We start from the raw sequence: 20,466 nt of genomic DNA, 5'->3' as shown, positions 1-20,466 counted from the left end.
GCGCGACCAGAACGAGAGGGTGAGGTCCCGGCCTTCGCCGGGATGACGGCAGGGTCTATTCGGCGGCTGCGGTATCGAGCCAGCCGCCGGTAAAGCCGATCCGTTTCAGCCCGCGGACGATATGTGGGTTCCGTCGCATCACATTCCAGACAAAGCCGCTGCGATGATTTTCCATCATCGCCAGGATCGGCCCCTGGTCGATACCCAGATAGTCATTGGCAACCCAGCCATGGACCGGATCGACGGTGCCGCTGCGCGATGCCGCATCGCTGAAGGTGAAGCTGGTGTTGAAGGCATCCTTGAACCCGTAAAGGGTATAGAGCCGCTCGCCATATTGGCTGCGCATCGCCATCAGCGCCGGGATCGTCACCTCGGGCGCAAAGGGGATCGAACCACCGGCTGCGGTGGGGACGATTGTCCCGTCATCGACGACCCGGATCGCGCTGACCCCGCGCGCCATGTAGGTGTTAAAGTTTCGCGGCTTCCCGTTCACGACGAGCTTGCCTTCGGAAAAAATCGGCCCATCCGACGCGGTCCAACCCCAGATGTCAGCGCTATAACCCGTCCACTTGTTCGGATTATCGGCTCCATAGGCACGCTGCGCCAGCGTCGCGCGGCGGCTGTTCTCGAAATAATCGATGCCCTTGCCGCGCATGAACGCATCCTTGATGCTGCGGAAATCGATCCAGACATGGCTGTACTGGTGGCCGAACAGCGGCTCGAACTGCAGATGCTGCTGCCCGTAATAGGTGCCCCAGTCCTTTTCGAGGTGGGCCGCCCAGCCCTTGTCCCACGCGTCCTTGCCGACGGGGTGCGTCGGTGATCCGAGCGCCAGCACATAGACCAGCATGCCCTCGTTATATCCGACCCAGTCGTGCGTTTCGAACCCCTTCTCGGGCTTCCACCCCATCGTGATCCCGTGTGAACCGGCCAGGTTGCGCGCCTCGGTTCCGGTGCGGTTCCGCTGGACAAAGGTCCAGTCGACGCGGGTATAGATCTTTTCCGCCAGATCGCGGATTTCGGCCTCGACCGGGTCATCGCGGTCGTAATAGCTTTGCGCAAACAGCGCGCCGCCCAGAAACAGGCTGGTATCGACGGTCGACAGCTCGTTGGTCTTGTACCGCGTACCGTCGTCATTCTTCAGGAAATGATAGAAAAAGCCCTTGTAGCCGGTGTTCCCGGCAGCCTCCGGCCCTTGCGGCGCGGCCCAGTAAAAGCGCAAACAGTCGCGGGTGCGCAGCGCCGCCTCGGCGCGCGTCACATAGCCGCGCTCCGCGCCGATGCCATAAGCAGTCAGCGCAAAGCCCGTGGCCGCGATCGAGGAAAAGGGGTTGCTGGGCCAGCGATCGGGCGCCAGGCAGCGCCGGGTGTCGGTGGTGTCCCAGAAATAGCGGAAGGTCCGCTCGGTCAATTCTTCCGAAAACGCCGCTTCGCTGATCGGCGCCAGCGCCGGTGGAGCGGCCGCACCCGCGGCGATCGGCGCGGGGGTGGCGGTGCAGGCGGCGGTCAGCGCCACCAGGGGCAACGCAAGCGCCCCGATCCGGAACGACATTCGATACTCCAAAAAATCAGGCGCCCAGCCCACGGGAGGGGGTGCGGGCCAAGCGCCTGGTTCAGCCGGTCAGAAAGAGAAACCGGCCGATAGCTTAATCGTTCGCGGCTGGCCATCAATGGCCAGATCGTTCGGATTACGAAGGCCTGTAATTGCGTTGAAGCCGCTAAAGTTGCGATCGTTGAACAGGTTGATGATGTCCACGCGCAGCCGCACCCTCGTTTCATCGGTCAGGAATTTGAGCGGGATATTCTTGGTAATCGACAAGTCCATCTGGCGGTAACCCCACAGATCGCCATTACCTTTGGTCTTCGTCGAGATGACTTCGCGGCTGAGCGGCTGTCCCGGCGTGCTGACCAGCGCAGCCAGATATTTTGGCGATGCCATCTGGAACTTGCCCGACAACGTGATCCCGTAAGGAATATCGACCGACCCCGCCATTACGAAGCGGTGCTTGCGCACGCCCGTCGAGGTGATGAAATTATAGTCGTCGATGCTCGGGAAATCGAGGCTGAAGGTTTCGCCGAACTGCCGGTTTTCCTCGGCATCGGTGAAGGTGTAGGTCGCGTCGAGGCTCCACGGCGAAAACTCGGTGTAGCGTTTGGTCAGCTTGAAATATGCCGTGTTGGCGCGCGTCTCGAGTCCATTGTCCCCGATGATGATGCTGCCGAACGGCGACGGTGCGAAACCAAACGGGGAATCCGCATTGCCCGTCGGTGGGAAGAAGGCGCCATTGGGACGGCGGTTGCCCAGTAGATAGACGAAGCCGTCCTTGCTTTCGACATAAGAGTAGCCAAGCTCCAGATCGAGCAGGTCGAACCGGCCGCGAACGCCCAGGCTGAACTGGTCCGAATACGGCACATTCAGGTCATTCTTGATAAAGCGCAGTTCCCGGCCCGCGCCAGCGGGCAGTCCGGCCACCAGCGCAGCGCGACCTTCCGGCGTAAGATAAACCGGGTTCCAAGGAATGCAGGTTGCGCTCGGCGCACAGACGTTGAGCGTGTCTCCCGGGTTGTTAAAGTTGAAGGTACGCGTCGCGAACAGGCCTTGCGTCAATTCCTGCTGGATATTGTCGAACTGCGTCCGATCATACGACCGGCCGTAGCCGCCAAAGATCGAGAAGCGCTTTTCGTCGTCGAGCGCGTAGGTAAAGCCCAGGCGCGGCTGCCACGCTCCCTTGAACGCCTTACGCTCGCTTCCGGTCGAAATATAATCGTCGATGTCATAGTCCGCATTGACGAGGTTCGCATACGGCGGGGTGACGGCGCCATTCGGCCCGACATAGGATGCCCGGCCCGCAACGAATTCGGCAATCGCCGGGTCATGCTTGTAGTTAAGAAACGCCGGCGTTCGCTCATAGTCCCAGCGCAGGCCGATGTTCAGGGTCAGACGGTCATCATATTCCCAATCGTCCTGCACATAAACGCCGAACTGAAAATTCTTCGACCGGATGTTGGGATCACCGCCGGCGACCGGGGCGCTGAACACCATGCGATAGGGGATGTCGTCGTTGAATGTCCCGCCATTGGGGTTGTAGTTCACATTATAAGTGAACACCGGGTTCACGCCGTTCTGCGTGTTGGTGTTGAGCTCGACCCACTTTCCCTTCACCCCGACCTTGAAGGTATGGCCTTCCAGGCCGGTATAGGTGAAGTCGTTCGACACCTGCCAGCCGGTCTGGCCTTTGTCCTGGAAGTTGCTGCCCGCGCCGATGCGCAGAATGTCGCCGCGGCGGGTGGTGACGGCCGGCGGCGGGTTTGGAACGGTGGCGTTGAACACCGACACATTGCCGAAATTGACCGGGCGCGGCCCCCAGGTGACATCTTCATAGGCGACCTTGAAATCATTGACCCACGTGTCTGCCGTATGTTCCCAGCGCGCCAGACCACGCCATTCTTCGACCTTGGCGATGGTTCGCGTTTCAAACGCGGCGATCCCGCTGTTGAACTGCTCGCCGCTCTCGTCGCGATATTTGACCGAGAATTCGAACAGGTCGTTGTCGGTCGGGGTAAAGTTCAGTTTCCCGAAATACAGATCCTCGTTGAACGTCTCATTCGCCGATCCGAAAACACCCTGATATTCGCTCGGGAAATAGCTGACCGGCAGTTGCAGGCCCGGCGTGATGTCGCGCGGGTTGACCCGGCGCTTGCCTTCATAGGTAACGAAAAAGTGCAGCATGTCCTTGATGATCGGGCCGCCAAGCGCGCCGCCGAACTGCAGATCCTTGGTGCGGATTTTCGGGATGTAGGTCGGAAAATTCTCGCTCGGGCGGCGATCACGCAAATCCTGATTGGTGAAGTCGATAAAGCCTTCGCCATGGAATTCGTTGGTGCCCGACTTGGTGACCGCGGTGACCGCGACCGAACTCACCTGGTCAAATTCCGCCTTATAGTTCGAACTGATGACGCGATATTCGCCGATCGCAAGCTGCGGAAAAGGGTTGCCCTGCGTCGAATCCTGGCCGGTGATGCCGTTTTTCAGGACATAGTCCTTTTGCCCGATGCCATCGATGAAGATATTGACCGAATTGCTGCCTTGCGCGCCGCCCTGCAGGCGCGACTGATCGGTGCCGTTGGTGATGAACTGCACTCCCGGCGCCAGATCGGCAAAGGCGAGAAAGTTGCGATTATTTTGCGGCAGAACTTCGATCAGGCGCTGCGAGATGTTGGTGCCGACCTCGCCGCCCTCCATCGACCGGATACGGCTGCCGGTGACGATAATCGCGTCATCGCCACCTTCCGCGATGTCGGGCTGGGAAAAGTCGAAGTCGAGCACGGCCGACTGCCCGACCGACAAAGTAAATTCATCGGTGTTGCGCACGCCGCCCGGGGTCGTGATTTCAAGGCGATAGGTACCAGCCGGAAGCGACGCGATATTGTAGCTGCCGCTCTGGCCGACCGCGACGCTGCGCGTCAGGCCCGTATCGACATTGATCGCGGAGACCTGACTGACGCCGCCTTCGGCCTTCACCGTGCCGCGTAGCGATGCGTTTGATACCTGGGCATAAGCCGGCGTGGCAACCGCCACCGCGAGCGCGGCGCCCGCGCTGCTCCAGGCCAGCGCAGCGGCAACCGCTCTGGCGCGCGACCGGCGCGCGGAATTGTTCGAGATTTCATGCTGAAACTTCACGGCATCCTCCCTTTTTGTGCCCCGACATCTCCCGCCTTCGTCTCATTCGCTGGCCGACCTTGCCTCCGGTGCAGCGACGAATCGCGGGAAATCGCGTCGTTGTTTTTTTGATTTGTAACCGGTTTCACGATCACTGTATAGGGGGGAAGCGACACAGAGAAGCACGATCGAAGCAAGCCGGTTTCGTGCCGAATTTCGGCGGATCCGTGTGAGAATCTATAAGTATAACGACTGGGAAGGACGAATCATGCCGCCGATTTCGCGCAACCTCACTGGCCTGACTCTGGCGACGCTGCTGCTGGCCGGTCAGCTGGCGCCTGCGCCGCTGATGGCAAAGCCGACAACGGGCGCGAGTACCAGCGCAAAGGCGCCGGTCGATGCGGCGGGCTGGATGCGCCCCGATCCCAAGATGGACCGCTTCATCGCCGATCTGATGGCCAAGATGACGCTCGACGAAAAAATCGGCCAGCTGACGCTCCTTACCAGCAATTGGGAATCGACCGGCCCGACGATGCGCGACAGCTATAAGGAAGACATTCGCGCCGGCCGCGTCGGCGCGATCTTCAATGCCTATACCGCCAAATATACGCGCGAATTGCAGGCGCTTGCGGTGGAAGGCACACGGCTCAAGATTCCGTTGCTCTTTGGCTATGACGTGATTCACGGCCACCGGACCATCTTTCCGATCTCGCTGGGAGAAGCCGCGAGTTGGGATCTTCAGGCCATTGAAAAGGCAGCCCGAATCTCGGCCATCGAGGCGGCCGCCGAGGGTATCCACTGGACCTTTTCGCCGATGGTCGACATCGCGCGAGACCCGCGCTGGGGCCGCGTTTCGGAGGGGGCCGGCGAAGATGTCTATCTCGGCAGCCTGATCGCCAAGGCCCGCGTGCGCGGCTATCAGGGCAGCGACCTGTCGCGCCCTGACACGATCCTGGCCACCGCCAAGCATTTCGCCGCTTATGGCGCGGCGCAGGCCGGGCGCGACTATCATACCGTCGATATCTCGGAGCGCACCCTGCGCGACATTTATCTGCCACCTTTCCAGGCCGCCGCGGATGCCGGTGCGGCGACCTTCATGACCTCGTTCAACGAAGTCGACGGTGTCCCCGCGTCGGGCAGCCGCTACCTGCTGACCGACATTCTGCGCGAAAAATGGGGCTTCAAGGGATTTGTCGTAACCGATTACACCTCGATCAACGAAATGGTCCCGCACGGTTATTCGAAAGACCTGAAACAGGCGGGCGAGCAGGCGATGGCCGCCGGGGTCGATATGGATATGCAGGGCGCGGTCTATATGGAAAATCTCGCCAAATCGGTCGCCGAGGGCAAAGTCGACACGGCGCGGATCGACGCTGCGGTGAAAGCGATCCTGGAAATGAAATATCGCCTCGGCCTGTTCGCCGATCCCTATCGCTACGCCGATGAGAAGCGCGAAAAGGCAACAATCTACAAGCCCGAGTTCCTCGATGCCGCACGCGATGTGGCGCGCAAGTCCATCGTGCTGCTCAAGAACAAGGACAATGTCCTCCCCCTCGCCGCCACTGCAAAGTCCATCGCGGTGATCGGTCCGCTCGGGAACAGCAAGGAAGACATGATTGGCAGCTGGTCCGCCGCTGGCGACCGCCAAACGCGCCCGATCACGTTGCTCGAAGGCTTGCAGACGCGCGCACCGGAGGGAACGACGGTCGCGTACGCGAAGGGTGGGAGCTATGCCTTTGACGACGCAGGCAAACAGGACGGTTTTGCCGAGGCGCTGGCACTGGCGTCGAAATCGGACGTTATCATTGCCGCGATGGGCGAACGTTGGGATATGACCGGCGAAGCGGCGAGCCGCACCTCGCTCGACCTGCCCGGGAACCAGCAGGCGCTGCTCGAAGAGCTGAAGAAAACCGGCAAACCGATCATCCTCGTGCTGATGAGCGGACGGCCAAACAGCATCGAATGGGCGGACGCGAATGTCGATGCGATCCTGGAGGCCTGGTACCCCGGCACAATGGGTGGCCATGCGATCGCCGATGTCTTGTATGGCGACTATAATCCGTCTGCCAAACTGCCCGTCACCTTTCCGCGCAATGTGGGCCAGGTTCCGATCCATTACGACATGAAAAACACGGGACGTCCGATCGAGCTGGGCGCGCCCGGCGCGAAATATGTCTCGCGCTACCTCAATACCCCGAACACGCCGCTCTATCCCTTCGGTTTTGGTCTCAGCTATACCAGCTTCACCTATTCGCCGGTGGCGCTCGACAAGACCCAAATCCGTCCCGGCGAACCCTTGACCGCCAGCGTGACAGTAACCAACAGCGGCGCCCGCGACGGGGAGGAAGTCGTACAGCTATATGTCCGCGACCTCGTCGGGTCGGTGACCCGGCCGGTCAAGGAGTTGAAGGGGTTCGAGAAGATCAGCCTGAAAAAAGGCGAGAAGCGCACCGTCCGCTTTACGCTGACCGATGCCGACCTCGCCTTCACCCGACAGGACTTGAGCTGGGGCAGTGAGCCCGGACAATATAGGCTTTGGGTGGGGCCGTCTTCCGCGACTGGATCGGAAGCGAGCTTCACATTGATCGAATAGCAGGCGATGATTCTCCATCGGCCTTCATTTAGCAGTAGCCCCGCGCGCGGCGCACCGGTTGTGCTCTCTTGCGCCCGCTTTTCCTCAAGCCGCCATCCGCGCCCACCGTTCGCCGCTGCAATCGGCAGCAAAGCCGCTCATAATCTGCCACTATGATCAAATGCGGCCGCCGCCGCTCAGGCCTGCCGCCAACAAGGCAGCGTGAACAAGCGCGCGTCGCCACGGCAACCAAGGCGCCCCCGGACGGAAGGATTGGAGCGGGTAGCGGGAATCGAACCCGCCTAGCTAGCTTGGAAGGCTAGAGCATTACCACTATGCTATACCCGCTCACCAAGGTCGGCGGCGATTGCCATTTTGCCCCATCGCCGTCAAGCCCGCGTTGCGCGCGCCATTGAGAACATCGTGGCAACATGCTAGGCTGCGCGCGTGGAAGACGTCGCAGACCTCGCCCCTGACACGCCGACGGACGCTCTCGTTCGCAAGATCATCCATGTCGATATGGATGCCTTTTATGCGTCGGTCGAACAGCGCGACGATCCTTCGCTGCGCGGCAAGCCCGTCGCGGTCGGTGGGTCGTCGCGGCGCGGGGTCGTCGCCGCGGCCAGCTATGAAGCGCGCAAGTTCGGGGTGCGTTCGGCCATGCCCAGCATCACCGCCAAGCGCCAATGTCCCGAGCTGATTTTTGTGCCGCCGCGCTTCGACGCCTATCGCGAGGTCTCGCACCAGATCCGCGCAATTTTCCACGATTATGCCGACGAGGTCGAGCCGCTGTCGCTCGACGAAGCCTATCTCGACGTCAGCGCCGACAAGGCCGGACTGGGTAGCGCGACCGCGACCGCCAAGCTGATCCGCCGCCGCATCCGCGAGGAAACCGGCCTGACCGCCTCAGCCGGGGTGTCGTACAACAAGTTCATCGCCAAGCTCGCGTCGGACCAGAACAAGCCCGACGGGCTCACCGTCATTCCGCCCGGCAAGGGCGCTGATTTTGTCCAGACATTGTCGATCCGCCGTTTCCACGGCATCGGCCCGGTGACGTCGGCCAAGATGGAGGGGCTCGGCGTGTTTTCGGGCGCCGATCTCGCGGGCAAAGACCCGCTGTGGCTTGCCGAGAACTTTGGCAACAGCGCCGAATGGTTGTTCAACCTCGCGCGCGGCATCGATCATCGCCGCGTCAAATCACACCGGCCGCTCAAATCGCTGGGCGGCGAGCGCACCTTTTTTAAAGACCTGATCACCGACACCGAAATCCGCGAGGCGCTCGCACATGTCTGCGCCGTGGTGTGGGACAGGGCGGCGAAAAAAGGCGCGCGCGGGCGGACGGTGACGCTGAAGCTGCGCTACGCCGATTTCCGCACGATCACGCGGGCGAAATCGGTGCCTTCTCCGATCACCGACGGCGCGTCGCTACTGGCAGCGGGCGAAGCGATCTTGGCACCGCTGCTCCCGACCGAACAGGGCATCCGCTTGCTTGGGCTGACGCTCAGCAAATTCGAAGGCGAAGAGGACGACGACGAAGCCGACGCCGCGGCGCCCGCCGATCTGCTCAGCCTTATTTAGCCGCCGCGGGCGCATGGCGCCTGATCGCGGCCTGCATCCTGGGCGATAGCGTCGGCAAGGCACAGCGGATGAGTGGTTCGTCCGACACCTGGATCTCCTCGCGAAACGGCGCACCAACGCGATAGAGCGCGCCGTCGGTGCCGGTCGCCTTGACCCGAAAATAGCCTGCACCATCATAGCCGTCGAACTGCATCTGGGTGAAACCGCCCTCCACCACCCGCGTCTGCGTGATCGGGCGCAATTCGGCGGCGGGGCCAAGATTACCGGTCGGCCCATAGAAATAGAGCGAGCCCCACCGCGTCCCGTCAAAGACATAACCATAGCGCACCGTCGCGCATTTCTGGTTATCGTTGGTCCATAACCCCTTCGCGATCGGCAATTTTATGGCCGACTGCGCCATCGCAGGAACACAGCTGGCGATCGCCGCCAGCGTCAGCATTGCTATCCGCATCGTCATCCTCCCGTCAGCCCGAAGCGGCGTCATGGTGGCGGACCTGGCGCGCGCGATCAACCCTGCATGGGCAGGCTATTCGGCCAACGCCCCCAACCGCCGCTCTTTCGTCGCGGTAAAGCGGATGTCGGGATTGCGCTGGGTGATGTAGCCGACTTCCCAGCCGTCCTTGGCCATGAAAACCGGCGCCCCGTCGCGGTCGGTGGCGCTGGCGCCGCGATGTTCCGACTGGAACGCTTTCAGCTTCGCGGGATCATCGCTGGCGATCCAGCGCGCGGTTTCCCACGGCGACTGCTCCAGCTTTGCCTCCACCTTATATTCGGCGTCGAGGCGGCTGATCAGCACTTCGAGCTGCAATTGCCCGACGACCCCGACGATCATGTTCGCGCCGATTTCGGGATAGAAAACCTGGATGATCCCCTCCTCGGCCATGTCGTCGAGCGCCTTGCGCAGTTTCTTGGTCTGGGTCGGATCGACGAGCGCGACGCGGCGCAGCAATTCGGGGGCGAAATTGGGCAGGCCGGTGATCGTAATGTCGGTGCGTTCGGACAGCGTGTCGCCAACGCGCAGCGTACCATGGTTCGGAATGCCGATGATGTCGCCCGGAAACGCTTCCTCGGCCATTTCGCGGTCTTGGGCCAGGAACAGCATCGGGCGGCTGATCGCGATCGCCTTGCCGGTACCCCCTTGCATCAAGCGCATCCCGCGCTCGAACTTGCCCGAACACAGGCGCATGAACGCGATGCGGTCGCGGTGCGCCGGGTTCATGTTCGCCTGGACCTTGAACACAAAGCCGGTGACCGCATCGTCGGTCGGCTGCACCGGCGCGGGCTCGGCGGGTTGCGGCTGCGGCCCCGGCGCGTGCTGCGCCAGGGCGGCGAGCAGGTCGGTGATCCCGAATTCCTTCAACGCCGAGCCGAAATAGACCGGCGTCAGGTCGCCATTGCGATAGGCGGCAGCGTCGAAATCCGCGTAGCAGGCCGACGCCAGCTCGGTCTCTTCCTTCAGGTGCGCGAGCGCATCGGCGCTGATTTCGGCCGCCAGCGCCGGATCGTCGAGCCCCGCCACCTTGGCGCGGTGGCCTTCATACATCCGCGACGCATCGCCGCCCGGTTTCATGATCGCCGGATCGACCAGATCGTAAATCCCCTCGAACTGCCCGCCCATGCCCGCGGGCCAGTTCATCGGGCAGACGTCAAGCGCGAGCCGATCGGCGACCTCGTCGAGCAATTCGAACGGCGGCAAGCCCTCACGATCGACCTTGTTGATGAAGGTAATGATCGGAACCGAACGCAACCGGCACACCTCGAACAGCTTCAGCGTTTGCGGTTCGATGCCCTTTGCGGCGTCGATCACCATCACCGCGCTGTCGACCGCGGTCAGGGTGCGATAGGTGTCTTCGCTGAAATCCTCGTGTCCCGGGGTGTCGAGCAGGTTGAAGACCAGCCCCGCATGTTCGAACGTCATCACCGACGAGGTCACCGAAATCCCGCGCTGCTGCTCGATCTTCATCCAGTCGGACCGCGCGCGCCGCGCCTGTCCGCGTGCCTTGACCTCGCCCGCGATATGAATTGCGCCGCCGGCGACGAGCAATTTCTCGGTCAGCGTGGTCTTGCCCGCGTCGGGATGCGAGATGATGGCAAAGGTGCGGCGGTCGGGATGCGTCTGGGACATGGCGCGGGCGGTTAGCAGGTGGCGCCAGATGTGGAAAGGGTTGGCATCGCGCCTCGCGCGCGATTGTCGCATCCGCCGGATTGGGCCGCCGCCGGCCAAGCGACGGCCCATTTGGTTTGCCCGCCTGCCTCCCAATTGACCTCGCCGATGAACCGGCGCAGCATCGCGCCATGACCCTCACCATCACCCCCAGCGGCCAGTCCTGCGGCGCCCGCGTCACCGGCATCGACCTGACCCAGCCGCTCGCTCCCGACACCGTCGCTGAAATCCGCGCCGCATGGCTCGCTCATCATGTCCTCGCCTTCCCCGATCAGACGATGCGCGACAACGATCTGGAGCGTTTCACCCGCTATTTCGGCGGTTTCGGCGACGATCCCTTCATCAAGCCGATCCCCGGCCGCCAGCATGTCATCGCCGTCAAGCGCCGCGCCGACGAAACCTCGCCCTTGTTCGCCGAAAACTGGCACAGCGACTGGAGTTTTCAGGCGCGCCCGCCCGCCGGAACCTGCCTGTTCGGGATCACCATCCCGCCCGTCGGCGGCAACACCGAATTTGCCAACCAGCACGCCGCGCTGGATGCGATGCCCGATGCGCTACGCGCGAAAATCGAGAACAAGCAGGCGATCCACAGCGCGCGCGGCGGCTATGCGCCGTCGGGGATGTATGGCGCGAATGACAAAGATCGCAGCATGGACATCCGCTCGGGCGACGAGGCGCTGGCGACGCAGCTCCACCCCTTCATCCGCCGCCACCCCGAAACCGGCCGCGAAGGGCTGTTCGGCTGCGCCGGTTACATCATGGGCATCGAAGGCATGGACGATGCCGAGGCGCTGCCGATCCTCTATGAACTGCTGCAATGGCAGGGTCGCGACGAATTTCGCTACAGCCATGTCTGGGAACCCGACATGCTGGTCCTGTGGGACAACCGCTCGCTCCTCCACCGCGCCACCGGCGGCTACGACGGCCACGACCGCCTGCTCCACCGCACGACGATCGCGGCGTGGGAGGGGTAGGGTTGATGGGTGAAGCGGCTGTTTGAGGGAGCGAGCGACCATTCCCCTTTTCGTCACCCCGGACTTGATCCGGGGTCCCGCTTGAGGGCGAAGCCGGTCGCCGCGTCAAAAAGCGGGATCCCGGATCAAGTCCGGGATGACGAGGAGAAGAATATCCTCCCTGTGGCGAAGCGATGGGGAGGTGGCAGCGCGAAGCGCTGACGGAGGGGCTTTAGCGCACCGTCAGCGCCCCACCACCACCGCCTGCGGCGGCGGTCCCCCTCCCCATGGCTTCGCCACAGGGAGGATCGATGTGACGCGAATTTGCATGGGCGATGCGGCCCTTTCCCTACTCGGCGTGATGGCGCGTGTGGCGGGATGGTCGCCCGACATTTTCTGGAACGCGACGCCCGCCGATGTGCGGGCGGTCTTGGCGGGGTGGGTCGATGCGGGCGGTGATGCCGGTTTTGACGGCACCGCGCTGGCAGCATTGATGGAGCAATTTCCCGATGGATGAGATTGACGAGATGGTGGTGGCTGTGCGCGCCGACACCGGGGCGTTCCGGCGCGACATTGCGGCGCTGCGCGGTGAGTTGGAGGGGGCGCTGGGGTCGGGTGCCGATGCGGCGGGGCGACGGATCGAAGATGCGCTGTCGCGCGCCATTGTCAGCGGCAAACTGGGGTTCGAGGATCTGAAGCGGCTGGCGCTGTCGGTGATGGCGGAGATTGCGCGTGCGGCAATTGCGAACGGCATCGGCGCTGCGCTGGGCGGCGGCGGCCAAGGCGGCGGGGCCGGGGGGTTGCTGTCGTTGGGGACGTCGATCGCGATGGCGCTGTTCGGGGCGCCGGGACGCGCGACGGGTGGGCCGGTGAGCGCCGGGCGCGCCTATCGGGTCGGCGAACGCGGGCCGGAGCTATTCGTGCCGACGTCGAGCGGGCGGGTCGAGGCGGCAGGCGCGGGCGTGCGCAACATTGCGATCACGGTGAATGTGCGGGGTGAGGTGGGGAGCGAGCCGCAGCGGCTGGCGCAGACCGGGCGGCAGCTGGCGCGCGCGGTGCGGCGGGCGGTGGCTGCGGGTGAGGATTAGGGCGTTCCTCACCGAATCCGCAGGGGATGAGATCGAATTTCGCGCGCGACCGAAGCCAGGTTTGTTCCCCCGCGAAAGCGGGGGCCCATCACCGACCCTCTCGATGACCGGCAACCATTGGTGGAGTGCCGATCGCTCCGGTGATGGACCCCCGCCTTCGCGGGGGAACGGCAGAGGGATGTTTGAGGCGCGGACGTAGCAAACCGGAAAGGCGGTTGTGATGGGCTGGGCATTGGTGGCGGCGGGCGAGCCGCATCATCGCAAGGGGTGGGTCAAGCGGTTCGATCCACGGTATTGGACGGTCGATTTTGCGCGGCCGATGATGGCGAGCGTGACCAATCCGGCGGCGCGGGCGCTGCGTGTCGAGGCGGTGTTTTATCGCAAGCAGGATCTGGCGGGGCTGATCTGGGAGGCGGAGGATCGCTGGGATCACCCGCTGCTGGCGTATGAGACGAAGCGCGATTTTCGGCGCACGCAGCTGAAATTCCGCTGGCGGTCGGGCGGGATGAAGCCGCTCGATGCGCTGCACGGGCCGACGCTGACGATCGAGGGGCGCGATGCGAGCGGCGCGGCGCGGGCCTGGTATGTACGGCTGTGGAATTATGCGGTCGGCAGCGCCGAGGATGCGCTCGTCACGCTCGATTTCGATGCACTCGACGGCGGGTATCTGTTGCCCGGCGAGGCCGATCCGGTGTGGGCGGGCGACGTGGACCGGATGTTCATCTCGCTGGTGCCGCCGACCTATGATGGCGGCGACGGGGTGCTGGCGGCGCCGGTCGAGGGCTGGGCCGAGATGAGCGACATTGTTTGTTCGGGGTCGGGATCGGTGCTCGCGATCGGCGATGCGATGCTGCCCGAAACGGCGCTCGGCATGACCAACGGCTATGATGATTGCTATCATCTGACCCCGGCGCGGGTGGTGCGGCAGATCGTGCAGCTGGGATACCGCGGCGACGTCGTCCATTATGTCGGGATGAGCCATTATATGCGGCTCGAAGCCTTAGGGGGCGGATTCTACGTCAGTCTGGCGGGCGGGGTGCTCAACCGGCCGACCGCCGAATGGCACCGGGCGCTGGCGGCGGCGTGCGCGGCGGCGGGGTTGGGGCTGATCTGGTCGCTGTCGTACGAATTGTTCGACGCCTACTGCTGGAACGACTGGAAGCAGCGGGGCGCCGACGGCGCCCCGGCATTGACCGGCTGGGTGCCGCCGTCGACCCTGCTGTCGCCCGCCAATGCGGCGGCGATGGGATATTTGCAGCTGGTGGCGCGGGCGTTCGTCGCGATCGGGCGCGATGCCGGGCTGGCGCCGAAATTCCAGGTTGGCGAGCCGTGGTGGTGGGTCAATCCGGGCGGGAAGATTTGCGGTTATGATAGCGCGACGAATGCGGCGCTGGGATCAGCGAGCGTGGCGATTGCCGATGTGCGCGGGGCGCTGGATGCGGCGCAGCGGGCGATGCTCGATGCGCTAGGGGCGCTGCTCGCAGCTTCGACAGCGGCGCTGGTCGCGGCGGCGCGGCACGAGGCGGGGGCGGCGGGGCTTACGTCGTACCTGTTGGTGTTCCTGCCGACGGTGCTCGATCCGGCGGCGCCCGAATTGCGGCGCGCGAATGTCCCGCTGGGGTGGGCCAAGCCCGCGTTCGACGTGTTGCAGCTGGAGGATTATGATTGGGTGACCGCGGGACGCGGCGCCGAGACGGCGCCGGCCCGCACGGCGATGGTGCAGCGGCTGGGCTATCCGGTTCACGAACAACATTATTTTTCGGGCTTTGTGCTCAACGTGGAGGACCGCGGGCAGTGGCGGGCGATTGCCGATGCGGCCGACGCATCGCGGCGGGCGGGGGCGGCGCGGACATTCGTGTGGGCGCTGCCGCAGGTCGCGCGCGACGGCTTTGTGGCGTTTGACGGGGAGGATGATGTGCAGGCTTTTGATGCGGTGGACTTCCCCTTGGCGATCGGGCGCGAGGCGATGGTCGCGACCGAATATTCGACCCAGATCGTCAGCTCACCGTCGGGGCATGAGCAGCGGTCGAGCGAGTGGGCCGAGGCGCGTATGCGCTTTGACGCGGGGCCGGGGATCCGATCCGAGGCCGATGTGCGGGTGCTGGCCGATTTCTTTCGGGCGCGGCGCGGGGCGGCGCGGGGGTTCCGCTTTCGCGATCCGTTCGATGCGAGTTCGGCAGCGGACGGCGGATTGCCAAGTGCGGGTGATCAGATGCTGGGGGTCGGCGACGGGGTGCAGCGGCAGTTCGCACTGATGAAGCGTTATGGTGTGGGAGACGCGGAGCAGGTGCGCGCGATCCGGCTGCCGGTTGACGGCAGCGTGCGGGTGTCGGTCGACGGGCTGGAGACGGCGGCGTTTGTCGTGACGGGTGAAGGCGAGGTGCTGCTCGATGCCGCGCCCGCGGCGGGGGTGGCGGTGCGCGCAGGGTTTCTGTTCGACGTGCCGGTGCGGTTTGCCGAGGACCGGCTGGAGGCGAGCTGCGCGACCTTTTTGGCGGGTGAGATAATGAGCGTGCCTCTGGTCGAGGTGCGGGCGCCATGGTGAGTTCGGGGGTGATGCTGACGGAAGCGCCCGACTGGCTGCGCGCGGAGGTGGTGACGCTCGCGTGGTGCTGGCGGCTGGCGCGGCGCGACGGGGTGGTGATCGGGCTGACCTCGCACGACCGCGACCTGCTGGTCGGCGGGCTGCTCTATCGCGCGGCGCCGGGGATGAAACCGTCGGCGCTGGAGACGAGCGACAGCCTGGACGCGGCGACGATGGACCTGGAAGGCGCGATCGCGAGCGATGCGATTGCGGCGCGCGACCTGGATGCGGGACGCTGGGACGGTGCGGAGCTGGAATTGTTCGTCACCGACTGGACCGCGCCCGAGACGGCACCGGTAACGGTGGCGCGCGGATCGCTGGGGGCTATCGAGCGGCGCGGGGCGGCGTTTGCGGCGGAGTTGCAGGGGGTGACGCGGGTGCTCGACCGGCCGGTGTGCCCGGCGACGTCGCCGTCGTGCCGCGCGATGCTGGGCGATCGGGCGTGCCGGGTTGACCTGGCGCCGCTGACTCATGTCCGGCGCGTGGTCGCGGTAGATGGTCGCTCGGTGACGCTCGATCATGCGGTCGCGGGGGTGGCGTTCGGCGAGCTGTTGTGGATCGAGGGGGCGAATTGCGGGCTGGTGAGCCCGGTGATCGCGGCCGAGGGCGCGGTTTTGCAACTGGCCGAGGGGCCGGTGTTTGCGGTGCCGGACGGGGCCCGGGTGCGGCTGACCGAAGGATGCGACAAGCAGCTCGCGACGTGCCGCGACCGATTTGCCAATGCGATCAACTTTCGCGGGGAGGCGCATCTGCCGGGCAATGATTTGCTCACGCGTTATCCCGGTGGATGAGCGGCGCGGACGGGATTTGGGCGCGCGCGCCTTTGTCCGCGCGCGGCGGCTGGTCGGCGCGCGGTTCCGGCCGCAGGGCTATGACCCGGCGACGGGGCTCGACTGTGTCGGGCTGGTGTGGGCGGCCTATGCGGCGGCGGGGCGGCGGCTGATCCGGCCAAGCGATTATCCGCTGCGGGGGTGGTCGCGGGCGCGGATCGCCGAAGCGCTGGTGCGCGCGGGTTTCGTTGCCGTCGATGGCCCGCGGCAAAGCGGCGATGTGGCGCTGATCGCGTTGGCGGCGGGGCAATTTCATTTGGGATTGATGGGCCAAACGACCCTCGTTCACGCGCACGCGGGGCTGCGGCGGGTGGTCGAGACGCCGGTCGATCCGGCACTGTCGGACGTCGTGTTTTGGCGGCTCGGGCTGGATTGAGGAATTTTCGCGCAGAGACGCAGAGAGCGCAGAGAAAAGAAATTGTTCACGCGGAGACGCGGAGGAAGAAGACTTATGGGCGGCTTTGCCGCCTTTGTTGTTTCTTCGCGTCTCCGCGTCTCCGCGTCTCCGCGTCTCCGCGTTAACCGATTTCAGCGCCTCTGATATGGGGATAGGACATGGCAACGTTGGTGCTGACGGTGGTCGGCGGCTTTATCGGCGGCCCGGTTGGCGCGGCGATCGGTGCGAGCCTGGGGCAGCAGGTCGATGCCGCGATCTTCAAGCCGAAAGGGCGCGAGGGGCCGCAGCTGGCCGATCTGAAGGTGCAGGCATCGACCTATGGCCAGCAGATCCCACAATTGTTCGGGACGATGCGCGTCGCAGGCAGCGTGATCTGGTCAACCGACCTGATCGAACGGCGCACCAAGAGCGGCGGCGGCAAGGGGCGGCCGTCGGTCACCGAATATAGCTATGCGGTGTCGCTGGCGGTGGCCCTGTCGTCGCGCCCGATCCGCGCGATCCGGCGGATCTGGGCCGACGGCAATTTGCTGCGCGGGTCGAGCGGGACGTTTCAGGAGCGTTGCACCTTTCGCTGGCATGACGGCGGTGAGGATCAGGCGGTCGATCCGTTGATCGCGTCGGCGGTCGGGCCGGGTTCGGTGAGCGCGTTTCGCGGGCTGGCCTATGTCGTGTTGGAGGAGCTGGAGCTTGGGGGCGTTCGGCAACCGCATTCCGTCGCTGACCTTCGAGGTGGAGGCCGATGCGGGGAGCGTCAATGCGGGGGTGATCGGGAACGCGTTGCTTGGCGAGGCGGGACGCTGTGTGGGGGAATGGCCGGTGGCGGGCTATGCCGCATCGGGCGACCGGGCGCGCGATGCGCTCGCCCCGTTGTTCGACGTCGATGGCGTGCGGGCGGTGAACGGCCCCGATGGCTGGCGACTGGCACCCGCGACGCTGGCGGGGGCGCCGCTGGCACTGAGCCACTTTCGCGAGGCGCGGCGGGGGGAGTCGGCGCGCGATGCAATCGAGCGGCAGCGCGCGCCGCTGGCGTCGCTGCCGGGGGCAATTCGACTGCGCCACTATGAGCCCGAGCGCGACTATCAACTGGGCCAGCAGAGCAGCGCGGTGGCGGGCGGCGGGGTACGCGAAGACCGGATCGACCTGCCCGCGGTGCTGCCGGCGACGGTGGCGCGGGCGCTGGCGCAGCGGCTGGCCGCTGCCGCGGCAGACGGGCGCGAGACATTGATCTGGCAGGCCGATCTGGCGGCGCTGGCGCTGCCGGTCGGCCGGATCGTGGTGCTGGCCGACGGCAGCAAGTGGCGGCTGGCGGGGCGGCAGGCGCGGGCCAGTGGCATCATGCTGGAACTGAAGCGGCACCAGCCCGTCCCCGCCGCCGCGCTGCCCGCCGAGCCGGGGGTGTCAGTGCGACCGCCCGACTGGCCCGATGCGGTGGGCACCGTTCATCTGTTTGACTTACCGAATTTGGGGAGCCCGGGAGCGGCGGCGCGGATATTGATCGCCGCCGCGGGCAGCAATGACGGTTGGCGCGGTGCCGATTGCTGGTTCGTTCCCGCGGTCGATGGCGAACCGATTGCGCTTGGCACCGTGCGCCCCGCGGCGGCGTTGGGGCAGTTGGCCGAACCGCTGGCGGCGGGCAGCGACACTCTGGTCGACCGCGTCCATTCGGTGCTGGTCACGCTGGTCAATCCATCGATGACATTGGAAACCGTCGATGAGGTCGCATTGTTGGGCGGCGCCAACCGGGCGATGGTCGGAAACGAAATGTTGCAGTTCGGCACGGCCGAGGTCGTCGGCTCGGCAACGTGGCGGTTGTCGCATCTGCTGCGTGGGCGGGCGGGGACCGGGAGCGCAACGGGGCAAGCGGCGGGGATGCCGTTCGTGATGCTCGACGATAGTGCGCCGATGCTGTTACCCGAGGCGCTGGCGGTTGCAGCGGAAAGCGGCGCGGCGCGAGTGCAATGGGCCCCGCGCGGCGGATCGGCGATGACCGACGTGACGGTGCCGACCGCGCGGCAAGCGTTGCGGCCGCTGGCGCCGGTGCATGGGCGCATCGTTCCCGACGGGGCGGGCGGTGTCCTGATATCGTGGCGGCGTCGGAGCCGGGCCGATGCCGGCTGGCGCGACCATGTCGATCTGCCGCTGGGGGAGGGGCAAGAGGCGTGGCGCATTGTTCTGTCGCCCCCGGTTCCGGGCATCGCGGCATGGGAAAGCGCAGCGCCGATGCTGTCGATCGACGCCGGTGTAATGGCGGCGTTGCCGCCCGGGACCGCGCTGGCGATTCGCCAGGTCGGCGATTTCGACCTGTCACGACCGCTCGTCTTGCCACTGATATGAAAGGAGAATGCGATGACCGATATGCTGATAACGGCGCGCCATGCGCTGCCGTTGCTCGCGGTGGCGCAGGCGCAGAAAGAGTTGACGCATAACGAAGCGCTGACCCTGATCGACGCGCTGGTGCATAGCGCGGTCGAGGCTGGCCCGATAAACGATCCCCCGTCCGACCCCGCACCGGGGCAATGCTGGCTGGTCGGCGACAATGCAACGGGCGGCTGGCACGACCATGCAAAAGCGATCGCGCTATGGACCGTCGGCGGATGGCGATTCGCCGCGCCGCGTGCTGGCATGATTGTGACTCGATTGACCGATAGGGCGCGGTTGCGATTCGACGATGGCGCCTGGGTCGAGCCGAGGCCGATTGCAGTGCCATCCGGAGGCTCGACAATCGATGCCGAAGCGCGTAGCGCGCTGGCGAAGTTGATCCTGCACCTTGCGGCGCAGGGCCTTCTGATTTCAGGCTGAATTTCCGCTCGCGGATTTAAAAAGTGCGACTTTTTGGCAACAGATTAGCGATTTGTTCACTTGCACGGAACCAAAGCGGCGAGTAGGACGTCTGCCGAGACGTATATCTCAATTTGAAAGGGGAATTACTATGAGGAAGCTTGCCTTAGCTGTGGCGTTAGCCTCCACTGCCCTGGCGTCGCCTGCTTTGGCGCGCGACGACTCTTGGTATGTTGGCGTGGGCGCCGGCGTTATGATCGTTGAAGATCTGGATCTCGATATCGGCGCGACGCAAAACGCCGGTTCGCTCGATCATCGTTATGGCGCTGATTTCGAGGGCACCGTTGGTTACGATTTCGGCGGTTTCCGTGCCGAAGTCGAAGTTGGTTTTCGTGAAGCCGACATCAAGTCGGGCCGCTTTGGTGTCCCAGGGATCCCGCAGACGGCTAGTGGTGTTGGTCCGCTCGCAACCGGTTCTTTCGATCTGAACGGCGACAGCAATGCGCTGAGCTTCATGGTCAACGGCATGCTCGACTTCGGTGACGATGACGGCCTCCAGGGCTTTATCGGCGGTGGTGCCGGTGTGGCCCGCGTGTCGGTCGAACCCGTGTACGGCGGCGCGTTCCTTGATGATTCGGACACGGGCTTTGCCTGGCAGGCAATTGCCGGTATCCGCGCGCCGCTCAGCGACACCATCGACGTTGGCGTGAAGTACCGCTTCTTCAACGTCGATAATGTCGATCTGGTTGACCAGGTTGGCCGCGATGTGTCGACGCGTTTCCGTTCGCACTCGGTCCTGGGCACGCTGACCTTCAACTTCGGTGGTGCACCGGAGCCGGTTGTGGCCCCGCCGCCGCCGCCG

15 protein-coding genes and 1 tRNA gene are annotated in these 20,466 nt (G+C 64.7%); 11 read left to right on the top strand and 5 right to left on the bottom strand.

Annotation, left to right across the window (positions count from 1 at the left end):
- Positions 1–55: 55 nt before the first annotated feature.
- Together B4F07_RS02785 and B4F07_RS02780 are read right to left on the bottom strand one after the other, a co-directional pair.
- Positions 56–1,552: a glucoamylase family protein gene (locus B4F07_RS02785; RefSeq protein ID WP_293699990.1), complete on the bottom strand. Its 1,497-nt coding sequence runs from the start codon at positions 1,550–1,552 to the stop codon at positions 56–58.
- A 69-nt stretch (positions 1,553–1,621) separates the two neighbouring features.
- Entirely contained in the window at positions 1,622–4,681 is a 3,060-nt protein-coding gene (locus B4F07_RS02780; RefSeq protein ID WP_293699991.1) for a TonB-dependent receptor domain-containing protein, read from the bottom strand.
- A 247-nt stretch (positions 4,682–4,928) separates the two neighbouring features.
- On the opposite strand from B4F07_RS02780, the gene bglX reads away from it, so the two are divergent.
- The gene (bglX, locus tag B4F07_RS02775) at positions 4,929–7,253 is read left to right on the top strand and encodes a beta-glucosidase BglX (protein ID WP_293699992.1); all 2,325 of its coding nucleotides are present in this window, start codon (positions 4,929–4,931) and stop codon (positions 7,251–7,253) included.
- 253 nt (positions 7,254–7,506) lie between these two features.
- Here bglX and B4F07_RS02770 read toward each other — a convergent pair.
- A tRNA-Gly gene (locus B4F07_RS02770) sits at positions 7,507–7,580 on the bottom strand.
- Positions 7,581–7,679: 99 nt separating this feature from the next.
- Here B4F07_RS02770 and dinB point away from each other — a divergent pair.
- Entirely contained in the window at positions 7,680–8,810 is a 1,131-nt protein-coding gene (gene dinB, locus B4F07_RS02765) for a DNA polymerase IV (RefSeq protein WP_293699993.1), read from the top strand.
- On the opposite strand, the gene B4F07_RS02760 is transcribed toward dinB, so the two are convergent.
- Positions 8,803–9,261, bottom strand: coding sequence for a hypothetical protein (locus B4F07_RS02760; protein WP_293699994.1), 459 nt, complete (start codon positions 9,259–9,261; stop codon positions 8,803–8,805). The genes dinB and B4F07_RS02760 overlap by 8 nt on opposite strands.
- Before the next feature lie 75 nt (positions 9,262–9,336).
- A complete protein-coding gene (locus tag B4F07_RS02755; protein ID WP_293699995.1) occupies positions 9,337–10,935 on the bottom strand; it encodes a peptide chain release factor 3 in 1,599 nt (532 codons plus the stop codon).
- A 170-nt stretch (positions 10,936–11,105) separates the two neighbouring features.
- Between B4F07_RS02755 and B4F07_RS02750 the strand changes: the two genes are divergently transcribed.
- The 9 genes from B4F07_RS02750 to B4F07_RS02710 all read left to right on the top strand — a co-directional run.
- Positions 11,106–11,948, top strand: a complete 843-nt coding sequence (locus B4F07_RS02750) for a TauD/TfdA dioxygenase family protein (RefSeq protein ID WP_293699996.1) — start codon at positions 11,106–11,108, stop codon at positions 11,946–11,948.
- Between the two features lie 292 nt (positions 11,949–12,240).
- Entirely contained in the window at positions 12,241–12,444 is a 204-nt protein-coding gene (locus B4F07_RS02745) for a phage tail assembly chaperone (RefSeq protein WP_293704516.1), read from the top strand.
- On the top strand, positions 12,437–13,015 hold the full coding sequence (locus tag B4F07_RS02740) for a tail tape measure protein (RefSeq protein WP_293704515.1): 579 nt from the start codon (positions 12,437–12,439) through the stop codon (positions 13,013–13,015). Before B4F07_RS02745 ends, B4F07_RS02740 begins: the two co-directional genes overlap by 8 nt.
- Before the next feature lie 220 nt (positions 13,016–13,235).
- A complete protein-coding gene (locus B4F07_RS02735) occupies positions 13,236–15,560 on the top strand; it encodes a DUF2460 domain-containing protein (protein ID WP_293704513.1) in 2,325 nt (774 codons plus the stop codon).
- On the top strand, positions 15,554–16,390 hold the full coding sequence (locus tag B4F07_RS02730) for a DUF2163 domain-containing protein (protein WP_293704512.1): 837 nt from the start codon (positions 15,554–15,556) through the stop codon (positions 16,388–16,390). Before B4F07_RS02735 ends, B4F07_RS02730 begins: the two co-directional genes overlap by 7 nt.
- Positions 16,383–16,805: a peptidoglycan endopeptidase gene (locus tag B4F07_RS02725; protein ID WP_293704510.1), complete on the top strand. Its 423-nt coding sequence runs from the start codon at positions 16,383–16,385 to the stop codon at positions 16,803–16,805. The genes B4F07_RS02730 and B4F07_RS02725 overlap by 8 nt, the downstream gene beginning before the upstream one ends.
- 837 nt (positions 16,806–17,642) lie before the next feature.
- The gene (locus B4F07_RS02720; RefSeq protein ID WP_293704509.1) at positions 17,643–19,160 is read left to right on the top strand and encodes a phage tail protein; all 1,518 of its coding nucleotides are present in this window, start codon (positions 17,643–17,645) and stop codon (positions 19,158–19,160) included.
- Between the two features lie 12 nt (positions 19,161–19,172).
- Positions 19,173–19,625: a DUF2793 domain-containing protein gene (locus B4F07_RS02715; protein WP_293704507.1), complete on the top strand. Its 453-nt coding sequence runs from the start codon at positions 19,173–19,175 to the stop codon at positions 19,623–19,625.
- 130 nt (positions 19,626–19,755) lie between these two features.
- Positions 19,756–20,466: outer membrane protein (locus tag B4F07_RS02710; protein WP_293704506.1), on the top strand; the 711-nt coding region annotated here is incomplete at its 3' end.

It is taken from the genome of Sphingopyxis sp. UBA6723, assembly GCF_002454115.1.
GTDB lineage: Bacteria > Pseudomonadota > Alphaproteobacteria > Sphingomonadales > Sphingomonadaceae > Sphingopyxis.
This window is presented reverse-complemented; position numbering and strand designations above follow the sequence as displayed.